Source organism: Paenibacillus peoriae KCTC 3763 (assembly GCF_000236805.1).
In the GTDB taxonomy this organism is placed as follows: domain Bacteria; phylum Bacillota; class Bacilli; order Paenibacillales; family Paenibacillaceae; genus Paenibacillus; species Paenibacillus peoriae.
Genome location: NZ_AGFX01000021.1, coordinates 45,578 through 63,472, shown reverse-complemented (window position 1 = coordinate 63,472; position 17,895 = coordinate 45,578). Strand labels below are relative to the sequence as shown.

At 48.7% G+C, this 17,895-nt stretch carries 18 protein-coding genes; 3 read left to right on the top strand and 15 right to left on the bottom strand.

Translation table 11 applies throughout. The features are described from left to right. Positions 1 to 2: 2 nt before the first annotated feature. From KQI_RS0114085 to KQI_RS0114040, 10 genes are all read right to left on the bottom strand, one after another. Positions 3 to 422, bottom strand: a complete 420-nt coding sequence (locus KQI_RS0114085) for a hypothetical protein (protein WP_010347431.1) — start codon at positions 420 to 422, stop codon at positions 3 to 5. Positions 423 to 778: 356 nt separating this feature from the next. After that, the gene (locus tag KQI_RS0114080) at positions 779 to 1,636 is read right to left on the bottom strand and encodes a MetQ/NlpA family ABC transporter substrate-binding protein (protein WP_010347430.1); all 858 of its coding nucleotides are present in this window, start codon (positions 1,634 to 1,636) and stop codon (positions 779 to 781) included. A gap of 265 nt (positions 1,637 to 1,901) precedes the next feature. Continuing rightward, a complete protein-coding gene (locus KQI_RS0114075) occupies positions 1,902 to 2,573 on the bottom strand; it encodes a methionine ABC transporter permease (protein ID WP_029390158.1) in 672 nt (223 codons plus the stop codon). Further along, positions 2,566 to 3,291 (bottom strand): methionine ABC transporter ATP-binding protein, encoded by a 726-nt coding sequence (locus tag KQI_RS26895; RefSeq protein WP_010347428.1) that lies wholly within the window; start codon positions 3,289 to 3,291, stop codon positions 2,566 to 2,568. Before KQI_RS26895 ends, KQI_RS0114075 begins: the two co-directional genes overlap by 8 nt. A gap of 139 nt (positions 3,292 to 3,430) precedes the next feature. Continuing rightward, complete coding sequence (locus KQI_RS0114065; protein ID WP_010347427.1) at positions 3,431 to 4,222, bottom strand: energy-coupling factor transporter transmembrane component T family protein; 792 nt, start codon at positions 4,220 to 4,222, stop codon at positions 3,431 to 3,433. Then, entirely contained in the window at positions 4,197 to 5,681 is a 1,485-nt protein-coding gene (locus tag KQI_RS0114060; RefSeq protein WP_010347426.1) for an ABC transporter ATP-binding protein, read from the bottom strand. Before KQI_RS0114060 ends, KQI_RS0114065 begins: the two co-directional genes overlap by 26 nt. Beyond that, entirely contained in the window at positions 5,681 to 6,277 is a 597-nt protein-coding gene (locus KQI_RS0114055) for an ECF transporter S component (RefSeq protein ID WP_010347425.1), read from the bottom strand. The genes KQI_RS0114060 and KQI_RS0114055 overlap by 1 nt, the downstream gene beginning before the upstream one ends. A 478-nt stretch (positions 6,278 to 6,755) precedes the next feature. Continuing rightward, complete coding sequence (locus KQI_RS0114050; RefSeq protein WP_010347424.1) at positions 6,756 to 7,259, bottom strand: LURP-one-related family protein; 504 nt, start codon at positions 7,257 to 7,259, stop codon at positions 6,756 to 6,758. Between the two features lie 46 nt (positions 7,260 to 7,305). Further along, on the bottom strand, positions 7,306 to 8,109 hold the full coding sequence (locus tag KQI_RS0114045) for a TatD family hydrolase (protein WP_010347423.1): 804 nt from the start codon (positions 8,107 to 8,109) through the stop codon (positions 7,306 to 7,308). Positions 8,110 to 8,165: 56 nt separating this feature from the next. Continuing rightward, positions 8,166 to 8,984 (bottom strand): nucleotidyltransferase domain-containing protein, encoded by an 819-nt coding sequence (locus KQI_RS0114040; RefSeq protein ID WP_010347422.1) that lies wholly within the window; start codon positions 8,982 to 8,984, stop codon positions 8,166 to 8,168. Positions 8,985 to 9,255: 271 nt separating this feature from the next. Between KQI_RS0114040 and KQI_RS0114035 the strand changes: the two genes are divergently transcribed. Further along, positions 9,256 to 10,581, top strand: a complete 1,326-nt coding sequence (locus tag KQI_RS0114035) for a helix-turn-helix transcriptional regulator (protein ID WP_010347421.1) — start codon at positions 9,256 to 9,258, stop codon at positions 10,579 to 10,581. Further along, positions 10,556 to 11,359, top strand: coding sequence for a WYL domain-containing protein (locus tag KQI_RS0114030; protein WP_010347420.1), 804 nt, complete (start codon positions 10,556 to 10,558; stop codon positions 11,357 to 11,359). The genes KQI_RS0114035 and KQI_RS0114030 overlap by 26 nt, the downstream gene beginning before the upstream one ends. 57 nt (positions 11,360 to 11,416) lie before the next feature. On the opposite strand, the gene KQI_RS0114025 is transcribed toward KQI_RS0114030, so the two are convergent. Beyond that, positions 11,417 to 12,394, bottom strand: a complete 978-nt coding sequence (locus KQI_RS0114025; protein WP_010347419.1) for an aldo/keto reductase — start codon at positions 12,392 to 12,394, stop codon at positions 11,417 to 11,419. A 45-nt stretch (positions 12,395 to 12,439) separates the two neighbouring features. Beyond that, entirely contained in the window at positions 12,440 to 13,363 is a 924-nt protein-coding gene (gene cysK / locus KQI_RS0114020; RefSeq protein WP_010347418.1) for a cysteine synthase A, read from the bottom strand. A gap of 218 nt (positions 13,364 to 13,581) precedes the next feature. Here cysK and KQI_RS0114015 point away from each other — a divergent pair, with 218 nt between their 5' ends. After that, positions 13,582 to 14,787, top strand: a complete 1,206-nt coding sequence (locus KQI_RS0114015) for an MFS transporter (protein WP_010347417.1) — start codon at positions 13,582 to 13,584, stop codon at positions 14,785 to 14,787. 47 nt (positions 14,788 to 14,834) lie between these two features. Here KQI_RS0114015 and KQI_RS0114010 read toward each other — a convergent pair whose 3' ends face one another. The 3 genes from KQI_RS0114010 to KQI_RS0114000 form a co-directional block, all read right to left on the bottom strand. After that, the gene (locus tag KQI_RS0114010) at positions 14,835 to 15,833 is read right to left on the bottom strand and encodes a glycosyltransferase (RefSeq protein ID WP_010347416.1); all 999 of its coding nucleotides are present in this window, start codon (positions 15,831 to 15,833) and stop codon (positions 14,835 to 14,837) included. After that, complete coding sequence (locus KQI_RS0114005; protein ID WP_010347414.1) at positions 15,830 to 16,870, bottom strand: aminoglycoside phosphotransferase family protein; 1,041 nt, start codon at positions 16,868 to 16,870, stop codon at positions 15,830 to 15,832. Before KQI_RS0114005 ends, KQI_RS0114010 begins: the two co-directional genes overlap by 4 nt. A gap of 136 nt (positions 16,871 to 17,006) precedes the next feature. Further along, positions 17,007 to 17,699: a pectate lyase gene (locus tag KQI_RS0114000; RefSeq protein WP_010347413.1), complete on the bottom strand. Its 693-nt coding sequence runs from the start codon at positions 17,697 to 17,699 to the stop codon at positions 17,007 to 17,009. Positions 17,700 to 17,895: the final 196 nt, after the last annotated feature.

Genomic DNA, 17,895 nt, shown 5'->3' with positions numbered 1-17,895 from the left:
CTCTACCATAGGCCTCCGGCCAGCATTGTAAACCGTATAAATACGATTTCGTCTCCATCCTCCAGCAACAAAGGAACATCCAGCTCAGTAGCTTCCTCGTCACGTACAAAAACCCTGTATAAACCATCTTCAAAAGCCTGCATCGCCGTGTCTACAGCATCCTTAATATCAGGTATAGCATCATTATAAATGGAACCAAATCCGACCTTGCCTGTCTCGCCTTGCACCTGAATTTCCTCTCCTGTGAGGAAAGGAATCAGCGCTACGCTATCCTGCTTTTCCCGCAGTCTTTGGATATTCAGGGCAACCGTTGCGGTAATCAATTCTCGTAATGTTTGTGGAACAGGACTCAGCTCCATCTCTTGTCGTGCGAGTGCTGGCTTGCGTTTCCCCAAACTTTTTACAGTTACAACCAGCTTCATAACGTTCTCCTTCCTTCTTACTTCCACTTTTGATCCGTTGTCAGCTGAATCTTTTACCTATATACAAACATTGTTAACGAAAACGAAATCAAAATGAAAACGAATGTTTGTTCGTATATTTATTTTAATATGCTCACAAGCATTACTCCATCACCCTTAATGACCAAAATTCATAGCAGTATCGTACGCTGAAATCTTAAAAACTAAGACTTTATACCCTGTTTTCACTAAAAAATATCCATATAAAGGTTAGAAAAGAAAAAGACCTGCACCAGTAATTTCATCTGCTCGCACAGACTTCATTACCTTATACAGGTCTCATTTCCCTATAAACGATGTTTCACAATACTTATTTTTTAAAATGCAGGAACAACGCTTTCCTTGAAATTATCCTCAAAAAATTTGCGGACCTCTGGTCCGGTCATACGTTTTGCCAGCTTTTGAATCGCATCGGAATCCACGTTATCCTTGCGTGCTACCAGATTAATAGCGAAGTGACCATCATCCTTTTCTGTAATCAGCGCGTCCTTCTTCGGCGTCAGACCCAGCGGCTTGGCATAGGCAGGGTACATGGCAGCCAAGTCCACATCATCCAGTGACCGCGCCAGCATCAACAGATCCACTTCTTTAAACACAAACTTTTTCTTGTTCTCAATAATATCAGCCTGTGTAGCATTATAGCCTACACCTTCTTTAAGCTTGATCAGACCGTTTTGCTCCATCATAACTAAAGAACGTCCGGTATTAGCCGGGTCATTGGCAATAGCAATGGTTGCACCTTCGGGCAGGTCTTTAATATTCTTGTATTTTTTGGAGTACGCGCCATAGATGGCGTTGTAAATCGGCTTCACTGCTACCAGATCGGCTTTATTGCTTTCATTATATTGTTGCATGTAAGGGGCGTGTTGGAAGAAGTTGGCATCCACTTCGTGGCTTGCCAAGGCGTTGTTGGGTTGGATATTGTCCGACAGCACGACAATTTCCAGATTGACTCCGTCCTGCTTGAGCAACGGTTTCACGATATCCAGCACATCCGTCATCGGCGGGATCAGTGTTGCTACTTTCAGGGTCACTTCTTTTTGGGAAGTCGCTTCTTTAGATTGTGTTTCTTGTGCTGCCTGCTTTTGACCGCCGCATCCGGCAACCAGCAGCATAACGACAGCCAATAACGTAAGTAATTTCAGGTTCGTTTTCATATTGTTTTTGCGACTCATTCGATGAGCAACCTCCAAGTAAGTTTGTGATGGGAAGATAAAAAGTGAGTTACAGAGGGAGCCGCAGCCGCTTCGCGTGCAGATTGTTCTTCCGATCGCTGTTACCCCCGGATTTTTTTCATTTTATAAACCATTACATGGTAAAAATCCGGGGATAAAGGCGAACGCTACGCTTCTCCAGAACAATTCTGCCCGCTACGCTTTTGAGGTGCTGTAAAGTCATTTTTATTTCCCATAGTGGGTGGTGCAAGTGTAAAAGCTATCATCACCGCTTGTCGATCCGGCGGGATATGGTGCTTCCGGTGAACTGGATGGCTTGTACGAAAATAATCATGACAACGATGGTGAACGCCATCAAGCCTGTTTCGAACCGCTGGTAACCGTAGCGGATGGCAAAATCGCCTACCCCGCCGCCGCCCACAATGCCCATCACCGTGGAGTAGGAGATGAAGCTGATGGTCGATGTGGTCAAACCCAGCACAAGCCCGGAACGGGCTTCCACGTATAAAAACTTGAAAATTAGCTGAAGGGTAGACGCGCCCATTGAAGTAGCGGCTTCAATCACACCCTTGGGCACCTCCAGCAATGATTGCTCTACCAGCCTTGAATAATAGGCGATGGCCACCACTGACAAGGGAACCGTAGCGGCCATCGTACCCAGCGCCGTCCCCACAACCAGACGTGTAAATGGGATCATAAATACGACGAGCAGCAAAAACGGGAACGAGCGGATGACATTGACCAGACTGTTCAGTATGGTGAACAACAGCCGATTTTCATATTTTTGCCCTTTGCCGCACAAATATAAAATCGTTCCTGCCGGAAGCCCCAGCAGAACAGCCGCTGCGATAGAAATCCCCACCATGATAAACGTCTCTCCGATGGCTTTCCATATCTCTGACTGATACTGTGCAATGATGCTCAGCATGTCATTCATCAGCTTCACCTGCTTTCACGGTTGAGCCGCCTGCAGGGTCAGCCACCCGCTGCGTTGAAAGCAAATGCCCGTCCCGCATCTCTGATACACGGGTACAAATGCTGCGTACCACGTCCATATCGTGCGTGACGATCACAATAGTAACCCCCAGCTCGCGGTTAATCTCCCGCAGCACGCCAAGGATACCCGCAGTCGTCTGCGGATCAAGCGCCGAGGTCGGCTCATCACAAAGCAGCACCGCAGGTCGATTCGCCAGTGCTCTGGCAATCGCCACACGTTGCTTTTGACCTCCACTCAGTTGTGCTGGATACTGCTCTGCCTTATCAGCTAAACCAACGAATTGCAGGCATTCACGCACACGTTCCGCTCGCTCTTTTTTCGGGACGCCCGCCAGCTCCAGCGGCATGGCCACATTTCCACTAACCGTCCGATTGTGAACGAGATGATAATGCTGAAAAATCATCCCGATAGATCGCCTCGATTCACGGAGACGTTTTTCCGGCATGCGAGTCAGTTCTTCCCCATTCACAATCACGTTCCCCTCATCCGTCCGTTCCAATACGTTCATCAGCCGGAGCAACGTGGACTTACCGGCACCGCTGGCACCTATGATACCGTGAATTTCCCCTTCCTCCACTTGAAGGGACACGGATTGAACCGCATGAAATTGGCCGCTTGAGGTGGTATAATGCTTGCTTACCTGATGCAGCGTAATCATGAAACCGGCCTCCTGATGTTCCTTTTCTCAGGGAAAATGTAATAAGCTCGCCAGCCCAGTCAGGTCTGTACGAGCCGTCAATTCCCATTGCATTAATATAACACAGAGCAGAAATCGGGCATAGCCTTTTGGCAGTAGTTTAGCGCACATCCCACACTTCTACATAAGGAAAGCGGATACCTAACTCCCAAGCGAGCACAAGCATCACCACAAAATAACAAATAAACACAATATCTACAGCCGAATAACGGATCACATAATAATACGTGCGTCTGGTTTCGTTCACAAAGCCCTTGGCCTCCATCGCGATAGCGATTCGCTGTGCGCGCCGGATGCTTTGAGCGAGCAGCGGAATCGCATATCTGCGAAGCGTGGCATACATATTCCATTTGGACACATGCTGCTGTGAGCCTCGAATACGATGGGCATGCCTCAATGTCTGGAATTCCTCCAGCATAATCGGCATCAGCCGCATGGCTGCCAAAAAGCTGTACGCATACTTCGGAGGAAGTCTCCATTGCTGCATCAGCGAATAAAAAAGATTCACCGGACGAGTCGTCAAACCGAATAGCAGCCCTACTGCTGCCATACTCAGCGCACGAAAGCCCAGATGCATGCCCCGATAAAAGCTCTCCTGCGTAATATGGATCAGGCCCCATGTCCACCAGGTCGTGACTCCTTTACCAAACAGCATCATGCCTGTTGAGGTCGAAATAAACACCAGTATAAAAGGAGAACCATACAGCAGCAGTCGCTTCCATGGGTGCCCCGACCAGACGAGCAGCAGCAGCATAGCACACGCTACATTTAACATAACGTTCGGATTATGTATGACAATAACGACCACGAACAGCAAGAAAAACATCACAAGCTTTAGCCCCGGATTCACACGATGCAGCCATGTTTCACGATGGGGAAAAGACAGGTTCATGCCGCAGCTCTCCCTTCTGCACCCGCCATGTAACTGTGCAGTACCGACGAACGATTTCCGGGTCATGTGTGACCATCACTATGGCTGTGCCTGCCGCTCTAAGCTCCTCCAGCATGTCCAGGATAACAAAGGTATTGCGCGCATCCTGTCCAAAGGTCGGTTCATCCAGCAACAGCACGGCTGGCTCACGGATCATAGCCGTGGCAATACTCAGCCGTCTCTTTTGTCCGAGCGAAAGCTGATACGGATGACGTTCATCCAGCCGTTCCAGTCCGAACTGTACGAGCATTCGATTCACGCGTTCACTGCGTTGTTCGGCTGTAAACAAGTTCGTGGGTAACGAATACTCCAGTTCCTTCCGTACAGTATGCGCTACGAATTGCAACTCAGGGTTTTGGAACACAAACGCAATACGCTCTGCCAGCTCTTCCGTACCGCCTGCCTCTACTCCGTTCACACGATAACTTCCCTGGGTGTGAAGCAAACGCATCATGGAAAGCAGCAGCGAGCTTTTACCCGCCCCGTTTTCACCGACTACGCCAATCCAGTCCCCCGGCTTCACCCGTGCCTGCTTCACCTGAATAGCCGGACTTGATCCACGAAGACCGCAGAAACGTTCCAGTTCCAGCAAAGCTGCTTCATCTGCCAAGACGGACAGTCTATCGACACTATCGGTGCCATGCTCCTGCATCTCTTGTTCATTCCAACGCGGCGAAGACGCTTCATCCCATACCCCCGGATACCATACACCATACTCGGACAAGGCCTGCCGATGCATATGAAACACTTCTTCCGGGGTTCCGTCTGCGATGATTTCCCCTTGCGCTGAAAGCACTACAATCCGATCCACATCGTGGACAATTTCATTTATCTTATGCTCTACGATCACCAGCGTCTGGCCTTCTGAAATGCGGCGAATCGTATTCCACACCTGTGCGGTGCCCTCTTCGTCCAGCAGAGCCGTGGGTTCATCCAGAAAAAGCACCTCCGGCTCCATCGCCAGCACAGACGCAATGGCCAGACGCTGCTTCATCCCCTGTGACATGCTGCCAATAGGCATGTGCACATCATCCGTCGAAAGTCCGACCTCCATCAGCAGCTTGCGAATACGAGACGGCATTTGCTCCCGCGGAACCTGATTATTTTCCAGTACAAAAGCCAGTTCCTCATCTGCATAAGACATACAAAACTGTGTATCCGGGTCTTGAAATACGATACCGGAAAAAGCCGGGATTACGGCACCATCGCATTTCATAGGTACTTCTATCGTACGCGGGATCAGACCGCTCAGCACCTGAAGCAGCGTTGATTTGCCGCAGCCGCTTGGCCCAAGCAGCAGCAGCCTTTCCCCTTTACGGACGGATAAAGACATATTATGAAAAAGCAGTTCCTGCTCACCGGGAAATTTCAAACGAAGATGAGTGATCGATGCCACCACATCCTCGACTGCCCGGCTCATTAATCCAGCCCCTTGTAATCTTGCTGCGTTGCAGGTCTCAAGGTTCGTGTAACCCCGGTTACTTCCAGCGCCTTGGCCAGATAGAATGCGAACACTCCAGCAATAACGATACTGCCAATCATACGAAATCCAATATACAAAACGTAGTTCCAGGTCGAAAGCTGATCAATATACCCGTAGCTGAAGTCCAAAATCAGAGAGGCGACAGCCGCTCCAACAGCAGCCAGTGATGTGACCCACAGGTTGGCGTTCCGGTACAGAAAAATCGCAAAGAACAGCTCCGCTCCCAAGCCTTGCAGCAGACCATAGTACAAGGTGGACATTCCCCATTCGCTGCCCAGAAAAGCACTGACCGTGGCCGCAGCCACCTCTGCCAAAATCGCAACCCCCGGCTTGCGAATGATGAGATAAGCGAACGTGCCTGCCATAAACCACATGCCATACATCAGTTGTTCGGCGTGCAGACCGAATGGCTTCATCAAGTCATAGGCAGGCCCCCATATTTTATAAACCAGCCCGAACACAACGGATATCACAATCGTGACCAAAATATCTGTCAGCTTCAACCCTTTGGACGCTCTTACATTCGTATTCATTGATGATATGCTCCCCTTTTTCCTTAAAATAGGCCTCTTGGCCAATAAAAAAAAGCCTGTCCGGAGCTGAATCTCCAGGCAAGCTTTATGCGCAGTAATAAGGTGATCACTATACAAATCATCATTTGTCGATATATCTCATATAACCGTAGCTTAATCTATTCTACTGAAATCAGCCAAAGTCATGGGCAAAACAAAATGCTCCATGGTCGTCCGCAGTATTTTACAGACCCGCAGCTCCTTAGCTTGTTATATGATATAAATCCATCGACAAACCGCAAAACAAGTGGTATTCCTGTTTCTTGTATAGTGCTCCAGGTTTCTCTACGCTGGCATTACCCAGATCAGATTTCACGGTCGGTGGCAAGGACCACCCTCTCAGCCTGACTTTCTCAAGCTCCCGACAATGCTTTTTAATTCACTTTAATGTACACCACATCTATGGCTTTGACAATCCTATTTATAATTCAATAACGATCTACACGGAAGATTGGCTTCCGGCTGAGGAATTCCTGTTCTGAATCGCATGTATGCCCATGATAACCACAATCAGTTCATAGCTATCCAGTAACAGGGAGTCATTTTCCAAATGAAATGCCCCGGACTGGAACCAGCGACTGGTCTGATTGAATACCGCCACGGTCTTCCCGTCATCCCCCTGAATGATGTATTCCTTGGAGAATGCAGGTGATGTAATCTCATAGACACCTCGTGGTCCAGCATCGTATTCATACCTTTTGGACATCAAGCTCATTCGGGTTCGCAGCACACCGACTAATTGCCCGGCAGCATCGCTCACTTCCCACTTTCCAACAAAAAAACGAAATTTGCCGCCAAACGCCAGCCTTCCGCCAGCGTCATATACATCTACGGATGAACCAAAGGCGCTTTTCAAATCCACACTTCCCGCCACTTCGCCATTGCCATCCATAATCTCGGTCAGTCCTGTGCTAAAAAAGTTGTCTCTGAAAAACAGCTCCATCTGTCATCACCCCGATTGCATAAATCATGCGTACTACATTGCAGCCTTATTCCGCAATAGTTAATCCGAAAAAACGTTTGGCGTTTTCGGTCGTCGCAATTTTAATTTCCATGACGCTTCGCCCTGTACATTCGGCAATCGTAGCGGCAATGTGACCGAGATAAATCGGCTCATTACGGCCATCTTTTGGCTTCACGGGCAAATTACGCGGGGTCAGGAATGGAGCATCCGTTTCAATCATCAAACGGTCCAAAGGAATATCCCTGACCAGTTCACGCAGATGCTTGCCGCGCCGTTCGTCACAGATCCAGCCTGTAATACCAATATACAGATCCATTTCTATATACGTATGCAATTCCCGTGCAGTTCCGGTAAAGCAATGCACCACTGCCTTATCCACCACATCCTGATGCTCCCGCAGCATAGCAACAAAGTCCTCATGCGCATCCCGTTCATGCAGAAATAACGGCATATTCAGCTCACCCGCCAGTTGGATTTGCTCCCCAAGCCATCGGCGCTGCACATCACGCGGAGAAAAATCACGGTTATAGTCCAGTCCACATTCCCCTATAGATACGACCTGCGGCTGACCCGCGAGCTGGCGGAGCTGCTGAATCGTATCTGCGCTGCAGTTTTTAGCATCATGAGGATGCACGCCAGCTGTCGCGTACAGCTTGCCCGGATAACGCGCCGCATACTGAGAAGCGTCTCGGCTGCTGCGGACACTTGTCCCGGTAATAATCAGCGGCGTAATCCCTTCGGCTGCCGCTCTCTCTACCACCTGTTCCCGATCCGCATGAAACGATCGGTGCATCAAATTCACACCAATATCAATCAATGATGTACCCATACCTTTCTAAATCCCTCCTTTATAAGCTACAATCTCGGATCAATCGGCTCCGATTCCTATGCTTCCCATACTTCCTTCACCGCAGCGCGGAACAAATCATCCAGCTGCTGATCACGTCCACCCTCCATATACTGTAGCAAAGGCGCCGTCTTTTCAAAATAAGCAATTTGCTGTCGTATAAAATCATTTACCACCGAAAGCTGTGGCTCAATATCGAGCTCCTCGCCCGCTTTTTTACGTTCCAGCAAATGTTCGATGACTTGATAAAGCTCTGTATCTGATGGAACTAATTCCTCCAGCAGCGTTTTAAATTCCATCGGGGGCATGCTATGATTCCGTTCAATCCAGCCGCAGGCCAGCAGCGGGCGCAGCACATAAAAATACTTCTTGATCTTCACCTGTTCTCCCTGCAAATAATCCCGGTAATTCCCTTTGGCCATATTCAGATAGTGATACATACAGGACTTCGGCGAGAAGGTTAACGGCGATATAGCGCGAATCTGCTCAGCGACTGAATATTGTTCCAAATAGGGAATCGGAGATTGCAGCCATTCCAGCAAAGGTGGATTGGACTTGCGAAACAAATTGAGCGCCTTTTTCAAATCCCAGCCATTCATATCCAGCAAATCGCTGATCGGTCGCTCAATCACATCGCGCTTGTCAAAAATGGACAAATACCATTCCATTGGCCTTACATAGATAAAACGCACATCATAGTCACTGTCCTGTGAAGGAAATCCCCAGGCCCGACTGCCTGATTCACAGGCATATACAATACGCACCTGCTCCTCCTGCTCCAAGGCTCGCAGCTCACGCAAAATCGTTGCGCGCATGTCCGGCTTGATTAAATCGTGCTTATGCTTTATATCGGTCATGCTATTACCTCCCTAAATCATTTACAGTATTTCTTGAAGCTGCTCTGTTATTTCCTTTCCCCACAGCACAAAAGGCCATACCTTGAGCACTTGAAGCGCTGCATACCCATTGGATATGACAACTTATATATCTATAATCCTTGATTTTGGGAGTCGTGAACATGGTGAAAGTATTACAAAGATGAATAAATTCCCTTTTTCGTGCATCCCTTCCCTGTTAAAATAAAGGGATACATCCTTTCGCAGAATAGCACAGAAATGGGGAATCACCATGGCGAGAGAAAGCTTTGATAAAGAAATTCAATTTCTGCGCATGTTGACATTGACAAGCGGTGCTTACAATCGACAGCAATTTGCAGACAGACTGGGCATTTCGGTACATACCTTTGATAAGACAATTCGGCGGCTCAAAGAAATCGTCCAATCCGTGCAGCAGCAGCTGCCTGCGGAGCAGGGACATGATTTTAACGAAATGCTGCGCTTTAATTATTATGAATCCGCAGATCCATTACTGCTATTCCTGTTTCGAGCCAAATCGCTCAAGGAATCAGAAAGCGTCCGTTTGGCTTTATTACTGACAGCACTACAATCGCAGCCCCTGACCACCATGGAGTTGCTGGATGCCTGCTGTGACGGACTGCCTTCCGACAGTACACTGCCGGATGAGAAAACGATCCGTTCGGACCTGAAATATCTTGTTGAAGTCGGCGTGGTTCGCAAGGAGCCCGGCGGCAGACCGTACCGCTATGCTGTCCGCAATGATCTGGTCACAGGGCTGACAGATGAGGAATTACTGGACTTGTATGATTTTGTAGACATTATGGCCAACACCCAGCTTCCCTCCGTGCAGGGATTTCTGCTGCGTGATCATTTGAAAAAAGCGATGCGCCGTCAAAGCGGAGATCGTGATATAGCGACCCCTTTTTTATATAAGTATCACTACTACTCACGCATTCTGGACGAAGCCCATATTCACCCGCTTTTGCATGCCATTCGGCAACGGCGCTGTGTGAGCTTTTTATATTTTTCGACATCCAAACGAAGCATGTATGGGTCACAGAATACCAATCCGCTGTTTGAAAAGGAGACAGAAGGCCGTGAACATACCATTCTGCCCTTGCAGGTCATCTATGATCATCAATACGGACGCTGGTATGTGCTGGGTCACGTGGGCGGCAAAGGAATCATGAAGTTCCGTTTGGAGGGCATGACTCAATTAATGGAGGGAAAGTCCATGCCAGAGCAGCGTTTTGCCGATCTGCTGGCGGTGCTGGAAGAAAAAACGCGGTATAGCTGGCTTGTGGATACCGGACTCGCCGTGAACGTGCGAATACGTTTTTTTAATCCCGAGGGCGCAAAGCACAATTTTATTCGGGAACGCGTCCTGTTGCAGGGACAATGGGGTACGATTACGGAGGAAGAAAGCGAATCCTTTATCTATGAAATTACGGTGAATGGAATTACCGAGATCAAACCGTGGATTCGCAGCTTCGGGTCAAGCTGTGAGGTATTGGAGCCCCGGCGGCTGCGCAAGGAATTCAGGCAGGAATGGAAGGAGCTGCAAGCCTATTATGAGCCTATTCGAGAAAATATTTAACTATCAGATCGTCTCACGCCTGAATGAATCAGGCGCTTTTGCCACCACATCACAGGAAAGGGTCTGGCTCCAATCCATGCTGGCAGACTCAGCGGCGGCAGAGGCTTTTACACCAGCAACGCTAGATAAGCTTCGACTGATGCTGGCAGATGATGAGCCGCTGGAGGTCGATGGGAGCTTGAAGGAAAAGGCAGGCAGCTCTGCTTCCTCTGTCTATCATCCACTCCTGCGTGTATTGCGTCCCATCCTGCGCTCCCGTTCAGGCATCTGTATGAACTTCAGACTGCGCAACGGGCGCATGCATGAGCAAATGTCCGGGTTTCCTTACAAGCTGGAATTTTCCATGGTCAAGAAAGAATGGAGCCTGCTGTGGTATAACCGCCGACACCGCGCGCTGATGTCCACCAAGCTGTCCAACATCGTAACCGTCTCGGAAGAAGCGATTCCACCTGAAGAGGCGGAGAAATTCACCCAGCGTATACTCGGTATTCTGGAGTCGCGCAAGGAACAGGGCATCATTGAGATTATTCCTGTATACAACGGGGAAATGTCCCGTATTTTATATGCTTTTTCCTGCTTTGAAAAAGAGGTGGAATATGTTCAGGAAGTAGATACCTATCGTATTACGGTCACCTTTCAGGCAGATGAATGTGAATATGTGCTATCCAAAATCCGTTTCCTCGGCAAACGTGTCAGGGTCGTCCAGGGCGCCCGGCTGATTTCCCGCATGAAGGAGACAATCACCAAAGCCCTCGCACGGTACGAAGAAGAGGAATAGCCAAGAATGGCCCTTCCTCGTCCGTTCATTAGACAAAGGAAGGGCCTTTTAAACAAGTTACGGCAAAGCTTGTCCACGCGCGCTAACGTACAATTCATACCATTCCTCACGGGTCATCAGCTCGCTCTGACGTTCCGCATCCTGACAGGCCTTGATTCGTTCAGGATTGGCGCTCCCAATGACAGGCTGAATCCGTGCCGGATGCTTCATAAGCCAGCCCAGGACGATAGCTTCACGTGTCGTGTCTTTTTCAGTAGCCAGCTTTTGCACCAGCTCTGCCGTCTTACGAACATGCTCCGGCTCTCCGTCCAAAGAACCTCCGCTAAAACGTCCCTGAGCCAGCGGTCCCCACGCTTGAAGCTGAATATCCTCCGTTTGGCAATATTCCAGCAAGCCTTCACCAAAATGCACATTCGTCCCCGCCTGCTGATTCACATGCACTGTCTGGTCTACAAAATGCAGATGTGCCAGACTCATTTCCAACTGATTCACAATCAATGGCTCCGTCAGGCTGCGCTCCAAAAAACGAATCTGGCTTACATTCATATTGGAAACGCCGAAATGCCGTACTTTGCCGGACGCCTTAAGCTTGCTGAACGCCTCTGCTACTTCTTCCGGTTCTACCAGCGGATCGGGGCGATGCAGCAGCAGGATGTCCAAATATTCGGTTCCCAGACGCTTGAGAATGCCGTCCACAGACTCCATAATATGAGCATATGAGAAGTCAAAACGGCCCGGGAGCGTACCATCCGGCAGGAAAATCCCGCATTTGGACTGAATTACGATTTGTTCACGCAACCCAGGTTGTCCCTTTAAAATCCGACCGAAAATTTCTTCCGCTTTCCCCATGCGATAAATGTCTGCATGATCGAACATCGTAATTCCGATGGAACGTGCTGCTTCCACAGCTTTTTCTGCTTCAATAATATGCTCCTGCGTATACGGGACATGACTCCATTCTCCACCAAAAGGCATACAACCAAGCGCCAGACGACTATCTGAGATTCCACGTTTCTGTAAAGGCATGATCTTCATTATTGCTCCTCCTTCATCCTCCAAAATATTTGCGTCATATAATCTTTATCCGAATATTCCCATACTCAAATAACGCTCTCCGGTGTCTGGCGCAATACAGAGCACTCGCTTGCCCGCTCCCAAACGCCGGGCCTCCTGAATGGCCGTCCAGATCGTAGCTCCACTGGAGGAGCCCACAAGAATCCCTTCCTGGGCAGCAATCGCCCGGGTCATTGCAATCGCATCCTCATCGGCAACCTGTACGATTTCGTCATAAACCTTCGTATTCAGTACGTCAGGGATAAATCCCGGACTGGTGCCAACCAGCTTATGCGGACCGGGTTTTCCACCGGACAGCACTGGCGAACCCTTTGGCTCGACCACAACCACTCGTAGATTCGGCAAATGCTGGCGCAGCACTTCACCCGTTCCCGTGATAGTACCGCCCGTTCCCGAAGAAGCAACGAACACATCCAGCCTTCCTTCCGTCTGCTCCAAAATTTCAAGTGCTGTCGTTGTACGGTGAATGTCCGGGTTAGCCTCATTTTCAAATTGATGCGGGATAAAGCTCCCTTCAATTTCGGCCCCCAATTCAAGCGCCTTGCGAATCGCACCGGGCATCCGTTCCTCTGCCGGGGTCAGCACAACCTCAGCACCGTATGCTTTCAAAATATTGATTCGTTCCTTCGTCATATTCGACGGCATCACCAGAATTGCACGGTAGCCTCGGGCAGCCGCATTCATCGCAAGTCCAATTCCCGTGTTGCCGCTAGTCGGCTCAATAATGGTGCCTCCCGGCTGTAGATGCCCTGCCTTTTCCGCCTCCGCAATCAGGTTGCCCGCCGCACGATCCTTGACACTGCCGCTTGGATTAAAATATTCCAGCTTCACATACACCTCTGCATCCTGCGGTCCTGTGAGCCGTTGCAACCGTACACAAGGCGTATCTCCAATTAAATCGGTAATATGATGTACCACTTTAAGTGCCATCGTTGTCCCCTCCTTGAGTGTTCCATATTTATATCGTTATTTACGATCCTAATATCCTACTAACAAAATAACATAATTAGCTTCTCCCTACCCGCGCTTTTGTAAATTACATCAATCTTATCAACTTAGTATGTAAATTTTTTGCAAAATGGGTCGCCAGATATCGTCAGTAATGATATACTCGCAGTACTATTTTTTCAGGAGGATACAAGAAATTTATGAGTACTCAAGAAACGAAGACAGCGGATCGCTTCCCGCCCTCCTTGCTATGGCTGACCCTGGGTGCCTTCGCCATCGGTATGACCGAATTCGTCATTATGGGACTGCTGCCCAATGTAGCCCATGATCTTCACGTTACGATTCCGCAAGCCGGACAGCTTATCACCAGCTACGCGCTGGGTGTGGCCATTGGCGCACCTGTGCTTACCGTATTAACCCACAAGGTGCCGCAAAAAAAACTGCTCTGCTTGCTAATGACCATATTTATTTTAGGCAATCTATTCTCCGTCGTTGCCCCCAACTACGAGCTTCTTATTGCAGCCCGCATGGCTACCGCGTTATCACACGGAACCTTTTTGGGAGCCGGTTCCCTGATCGCCGCTCGACTGGTTCGTCCTGACAAGCGGGCCGGTGCCATTTCTATGGTATTAACCGGATTGACCGTAGCGAACATTATTGGCGTGCCCTTTGGCACCTTTATTGGGCAACAGCTCGGCTGGCGTGCTTCGTTTGGCGCTATTGTCGTGATCGGCCTCATTTCTCTTTTTGGCATCATTCGTTATATCCCGGTCATTCAGCAGGACAAGCCTTCCAGTCTCAAACAGGAAGTTCGAAGCCTATTTCATCCCAAGGTACTGCTGATGCTGCTCACAGGGGCTGTCGGCTGTGGCAGTCTGTTCTCTGTCTTTACGTACATTACACCTTTGCTTACGGACATTAGCGGCTTTGCCGAGCATAGCATTACGTGGATTCTCGTCCTGTTCGGGCTCGGCGTAACCATCGGCAACATCGTTGGCGGCAAGCTCGCAGATTGGAAGCTGCTACCGTCCTTGATTGCAAACTATGCTGTACTGGCCATTATTTTGTCTATTCTGACCTTTACGCTTCACAGCAAGGTACTGGCTGTCATCACCGTCTTTATCTGGGGGATTGCCGCGTTCGGCATCATGCCAGGCATTCAGGTTCGCATCATGAATCTGGCCTATGAAGCCCCATTGCTCTCCTCCACCTCCAGCCATTCTGCTTTGAATCTGGGCAACGCAGGTGGCGCTTTTATTGGCGGAGTCGTTATTAATCAAATGGGGCTGACTGCCATCCCATGGGTCGCATCTCTGATCACCGTCGGCGGCCTGTTCCTTATGCTGGTCAGCTACATAATGGATCGCAAAACGGCTCTTACTGAAGCAGCAGAGACACAGTCATAGAAAAGAGGGACTTTCGTTCATTAGAGCGCAAGTCCCTATCCAAATGCTCAGCTTAACCAACGGTCAAAGAAATCCCGATACCCCTGCTTCATCACCTTGCTCGAAAATTGTTCCATGGCGTATGCCTGGTTCTCCATCGAAACCCGGCGAGGTGAGGCGGCAGCCATATTGACCAGCTCGAACCAGTTTTTCTCATTTCCTGAAAAAGAATGTGTGGAACTGATATGTCCATAGCAAGGATGCTCCGGCTTGACGACGATTTTTCCCATGGCCAGCGCTTCGGTCAGCGGCATCGCGAACGTGTCGAATTTGGAGCAGCTCCAATACACCTTCGCCGTGTTCATCAGCGCAAACACTTCATCCTGCGTCAATGCAAATTGAAGCTTTACATTGTCCGGGATGTCATATTTCTTCATGCTTTCCTTGTAGCGTTCACCGCCAAACACCATATAGACATCCTTGTCAGGATTATGCCGCGCATATTCCAGTACCAGATCAGGACGCCGATTCTCCTCATCTCTCCCGATCCACATCACCCGGTTATCCACAACCTGTGAAGGGTCGAAATGCTTTTCCACCAGCCGCTCATCGAATCCAATCGGGATCACCGTCACATCGGTTACGCCAAACTTGGATGCCATCTCCTGCTTGAGAAAGGCAGTCTGCACGATAGCCTTGTCCACGATCTGATAAAAAGGCTTCATCATCTCATAGCCTGTAAGCGCCGGATCAGGAAAACTGTGCGGAAACAGCACGCTGTTTTTAAAAAACATGTTCAAATAGGTAAAGCCGGATACCGTATAAATCACGTGCTCAATCTGCTGCTCATGGAGCTGGTCCAATACAATATCATAATTGACTAGGTCACCCTTTTCGTGTTCATAACCCGGAAGCCAGTCATGGCCGCTCACATGGCGCTCCGGTGATACAAATACGATATCCACTCCCAATTCCAGTCCAATCTGCTTCAGACGTTCTGCAAAAATACGAGGACCCTGCGCTTCAGCAAATTGTATTTTTCTCATGACCAAACCGACTTTTTTCATCTTGCTCCCCACTTTCTTTGTCCCCATTCCATCATCGCTGCACATTCGTTCAAGCAAGCTAACGTTTCTCCCCGTTGAGCCTCTAATTGCTCTTTTGACCATTTGTCGCCGTTTCTATGCAGGTCCGTTCCAATCCTCTGCAAATCACTTTGAATGAGCAGCAGCATCCACAGCGAAAATACCACAGCAAACATGCCATATTCTAGCAAAAATGCCGCTCGATCCATTCTTATACCCAACAGCTCCCGCTGCTCCAGATATGTGTCCAGCATACGAATACGCAAATTGGGCGTCATGCGACGCGGGAACAACGGATGGGACATGTCGATCAGATGATACACATCCCACAGCGGTATGTTCAGATGAGCATGCTCCCAATCCAGCACCATGAGCCGCTCCCCGCTCAGCGCATAGTTCCCCGGATGAAAATCACCATGCGACAGTACAAGCTGCTGCGCAAAAGACTGGTGCTCCAGCTGTACATAAATACGCTGCACCTGTTGCTTCGAGAATCCCAGTGAACTGCAAAGCTCCAGCACTTCAAGCTTGCGCTCGTACAGCTCAGAAGCCATCTCCTTAATAAGCGGCTTCGGTCCTCGCAGCGGAAGGCCAGTAAAACAATCTGTTGGCAAAGCATGCCACCATGCGACAAGTCCAATAGCTCGCAACATCGTTTCTTCTTCATGTAGATGGTGCAGCGGACCAAGGTCCTCCAAAATCATCCATTCTCCTCCGCCATCCGCGCTGGCATCAGACCAGTCCAGCAGTCGGGGATAGATGGGCGGCAACGAAGCAAGCACATGCTCATATACCCATCTCTCCCGGCCTTCCTGGTCATCATTGGTTAACGGCTTAAACACATAACTTTCAGAAGACGATACGTAAAAGCGTTCTACATCTCGACCATTTGTACCTGTATATAAAATTTCACGATTCCGCACCAGCGTATCATTCAAAGTACCGTCAGCATTCATATATTGATGAAAACGATTCATGGCTACCCAACTTTTTTGTATAAAATGTAATAGCAAGATCATATCACAGTCCTCGTCCCAAACGAAGTCCGGATCGCCTTTGGGTAGCTTGATGCACCAAAAAGGGGCTTGTCCAATCAGATCCTGGCGATCTGTTGAACAAGCCCCTTTTTATTTTCCTGCTCTATCCTAATTCGTATTAATTTTCACTATTTCCGGATTCGCTCGTGTTACTGGATTTAAAGCCCTTGAACAATTGTTTCACATTGTGAAAACGAGAGTTTGTAATTCTAGCCGAGCTGCTAGAGGAGTCCGTTCTAAAGATTGAATCCTTTACGTTGGAAATATCGGAGTTATCCAGTGTCATATTTACTTTGTATTTCGTGCCCCCGTTTTGGCGAGCCAGCTTACCGATATCATCGGCTCTAAAGTTTTTAATGTTAATCGTGCCTTCGGCATTCATTTGGAACACTTTGTCATAGGCATGGAACGCGCCACCGCCTGTAATGTTTACCGTACCTGATTTTTTGAGCGTTAATGCATCTTCACCTACATCCTCCCACGTTACGTTGGAGATAGTTCCATTGCCATAAACATGCACACCGTCCGCAGCAGGTGCAGCGATGATCACATTTTTCAGTGTTGCATTATTTTCAAGCTTGAAAATAGGCTTTTGATTCTCTTTCTGGCTTCCGTCTCCCAGGGTATTGGGATCAGCAACTACGGTCTTCCCTTTACCATCATATACTTCTCCGGCTTTGACAACGATGGTTTTATGAACAACTTCCGGAGCTGCATGAGCAGAATAATTGCCAACAAATAATGCGACCAGCATACCTGATAAAGCAATACTCATTCCCTTTTTTAATACTTTGGCTGTTTGTGTATTCATTTTAATTCATCCCTCTCGTCCATTTTTTTATTTCTGCTGCAGTATCTGAGCTGAGCAAAACGCGTAGACCTTCTCACCACCCTTGGACAATGAACCCATGAACCGATACACGTCTATGCGGGATGAGCCAATAAGTAATAATTAACATATGTATACTTGGTATTTGGTTCAAAGTAATGGACTGTACCTTATTAAA

Excerpts from the sequence above, each read along its gene's own strand:
- KQI_RS0114085 (WP_010347431.1), bottom strand. The coding sequence starts at position 422 with ATGAAGCTGGTTGTAACTGTAAAAAGTTTGGGGAAACGCAAGCCAGCA.
- KQI_RS0114080 (WP_010347430.1), bottom strand. The coding sequence starts at position 1,636 with ATGAGTCGCAAAAACAATATGAAAACGAACCTGAAATTACTTACGTTA.
- KQI_RS0114075 (WP_029390158.1), bottom strand. The coding sequence starts at position 2,573 with ATGAATGACATGCTGAGCATCATTGCACAGTATCAGTCAGAGATATGG.
- KQI_RS26895 (WP_010347428.1), bottom strand. The coding sequence starts at position 3,291 with ATGATTACGCTGCATCAGGTAAGCAAGCATTATACCACCTCAAGCGGC.
- KQI_RS0114065 (WP_010347427.1), bottom strand. The coding sequence starts at position 4,222 with ATGAACCTGTCTTTTCCCCATCGTGAAACATGGCTGCATCGTGTGAAT.
- KQI_RS0114060 (WP_010347426.1), bottom strand. The coding sequence starts at position 5,681 with ATGAGCCGGGCAGTCGAGGATGTGGTGGCATCGATCACTCATCTTCGT.
- KQI_RS0114055 (WP_010347425.1), bottom strand. The coding sequence starts at position 6,277 with ATGAATACGAATGTAAGAGCGTCCAAAGGGTTGAAGCTGACAGATATT.
- KQI_RS0114050 (WP_010347424.1), bottom strand. The coding sequence starts at position 7,259 with ATGGAGCTGTTTTTCAGAGACAACTTTTTTAGCACAGGACTGACCGAG.
- KQI_RS0114045 (WP_010347423.1), bottom strand. The coding sequence starts at position 8,109 with ATGGGTACATCATTGATTGATATTGGTGTGAATTTGATGCACCGATCG.
- KQI_RS0114040 (WP_010347422.1), bottom strand. The coding sequence starts at position 8,984 with ATGACCGATATAAAGCATAAGCACGATTTAATCAAGCCGGACATGCGC.
- KQI_RS0114035 (WP_010347421.1), top strand. The coding sequence starts at position 9,256 with ATGGCGAGAGAAAGCTTTGATAAAGAAATTCAATTTCTGCGCATGTTG.
- KQI_RS0114030 (WP_010347420.1), top strand. The coding sequence starts at position 10,556 with ATGAGCCTATTCGAGAAAATATTTAACTATCAGATCGTCTCACGCCTG.
- KQI_RS0114025 (WP_010347419.1), bottom strand. The coding sequence starts at position 12,394 with ATGAAGATCATGCCTTTACAGAAACGTGGAATCTCAGATAGTCGTCTG.
- cysK (WP_010347418.1), bottom strand. The coding sequence starts at position 13,363 with ATGGCACTTAAAGTGGTACATCATATTACCGATTTAATTGGAGATACG.
- KQI_RS0114015 (WP_010347417.1), top strand. The coding sequence starts at position 13,582 with ATGAGTACTCAAGAAACGAAGACAGCGGATCGCTTCCCGCCCTCCTTG.
- KQI_RS0114010 (WP_010347416.1), bottom strand. The coding sequence starts at position 15,833 with ATGAAAAAAGTCGGTTTGGTCATGAGAAAAATACAATTTGCTGAAGCG.
- KQI_RS0114005 (WP_010347414.1), bottom strand. The coding sequence starts at position 16,870 with ATGATCTTGCTATTACATTTTATACAAAAAAGTTGGGTAGCCATGAAT.
- KQI_RS0114000 (WP_010347413.1), bottom strand. The coding sequence starts at position 17,699 with ATGAATACACAAACAGCCAAAGTATTAAAAAAGGGAATGAGTATTGCT.